General features: G+C 53.6%; 1 rRNA gene. It reads left to right on the top strand.

What is annotated here, in order from left to right:
• Positions 1-2 precede the first annotated feature (2 nt).
• Positions 3-1,555 (top strand): 16S ribosomal RNA (locus R8N46_RS24610).

Genomic DNA, 1,555 nt, shown 5'->3' with positions numbered 1-1,555 from the left:
TTAAATTGAAGAGTTTGATCATGGCTCAGATTGAACGCTGGCGGCAGGCCTAACACATGCAAGTCGAGCGGAAACGAGTTATCTGAACCTTCGGGGAACGATAACGGCGTCGAGCGGCGGACGGGTGAGTAATGCCTAGGAAATTGCCCTGATGTGGGGGATAACCATTGGAAACGATGGCTAATACCGCATGATGCCTACGGGCCAAAGAGGGGGACCTTCGGGCCTCTCGCGTCAGGATATGCCTAGGTGGGATTAGCTAGTTGGTGAGGTAAGGGCTCACCAAGGCGACGATCCCTAGCTGGTCTGAGAGGATGATCAGCCACACTGGAACTGAGACACGGTCCAGACTCCTACGGGAGGCAGCAGTGGGGAATATTGCACAATGGGCGCAAGCCTGATGCAGCCATGCCGCGTGTGTGAAGAAGGCCTTCGGGTTGTAAAGCACTTTCAGTCGTGAGGAAGGTAGTGTAGTTAATAGCTGCATTATTTGACGTTAGCGACAGAAGAAGCACCGGCTAACTCCGTGCCAGCAGCCGCGGTAATACGGAGGGTGCGAGCGTTAATCGGAATTACTGGGCGTAAAGCGCATGCAGGTGGTTTGTTAAGTCAGATGTGAAAGCCCGGGGCTCAACCTCGGAATAGCATTTGAAACTGGCAGACTAGAGTACTGTAGAGGGGGGTAGAATTTCAGGTGTAGCGGTGAAATGCGTAGAGATCTGAAGGAATACCGGTGGCGAAGGCGGCCCCCTGGACAGATACTGACACTCAGATGCGAAAGCGTGGGGAGCAAACAGGATTAGATACCCTGGTAGTCCACGCCGTAAACGATGTCTACTTGGAGGTTGTGGCCTTGAGCCGTGGCTTTCGGAGCTAACGCGTTAAGTAGACCGCCTGGGGAGTACGGTCGCAAGATTAAAACTCAAATGAATTGACGGGGGCCCGCACAAGCGGTGGAGCATGTGGTTTAATTCGATGCAACGCGAAGAACCTTACCTACTCTTGACATCCAGAGAACTTTCCAGAGATGGATTGGTGCCTTCGGGAACTCTGAGACAGGTGCTGCATGGCTGTCGTCAGCTCGTGTTGTGAAATGTTGGGTTAAGTCCCGCAACGAGCGCAACCCTTATCCTTGTTTGCCAGCGAGTAATGTCGGGAACTCCAGGGAGACTGCCGGTGATAAACCGGAGGAAGGTGGGGACGACGTCAAGTCATCATGGCCCTTACGAGTAGGGCTACACACGTGCTACAATGGCGCATACAGAGGGCGGCCAACTTGCGAAAGTGAGCGAATCCCAAAAAGTGCGTCGTAGTCCGGATTGGAGTCTGCAACTCGACTCCATGAAGTCGGAATCGCTAGTAATCGTGGATCAGAATGCCACGGTGAATACGTTCCCGGGCCTTGTACACACCGCCCGTCACACCATGGGAGTGGGCTGCAAAAGAAGTAGGTAGTTTAACCTTCGGGGGGACGCTTACCACTTTGTGGTTCATGACTGGGGTGAAGTCGTAACAAGGTAGCGCTAGGGGAACCTGGCGCTGGATCACCTCCTTA

It is taken from the genome of Vibrio sp. 1874, assembly GCF_033344395.1.
Taxonomy (GTDB): Bacteria; Pseudomonadota; Gammaproteobacteria; order Enterobacterales; family Vibrionaceae; genus Vibrio; species Vibrio alginolyticus.
The sequence above is the reverse complement of the archived record's forward strand: the minus strand, read 5'-3'. Positions and strand labels throughout refer to the sequence as shown.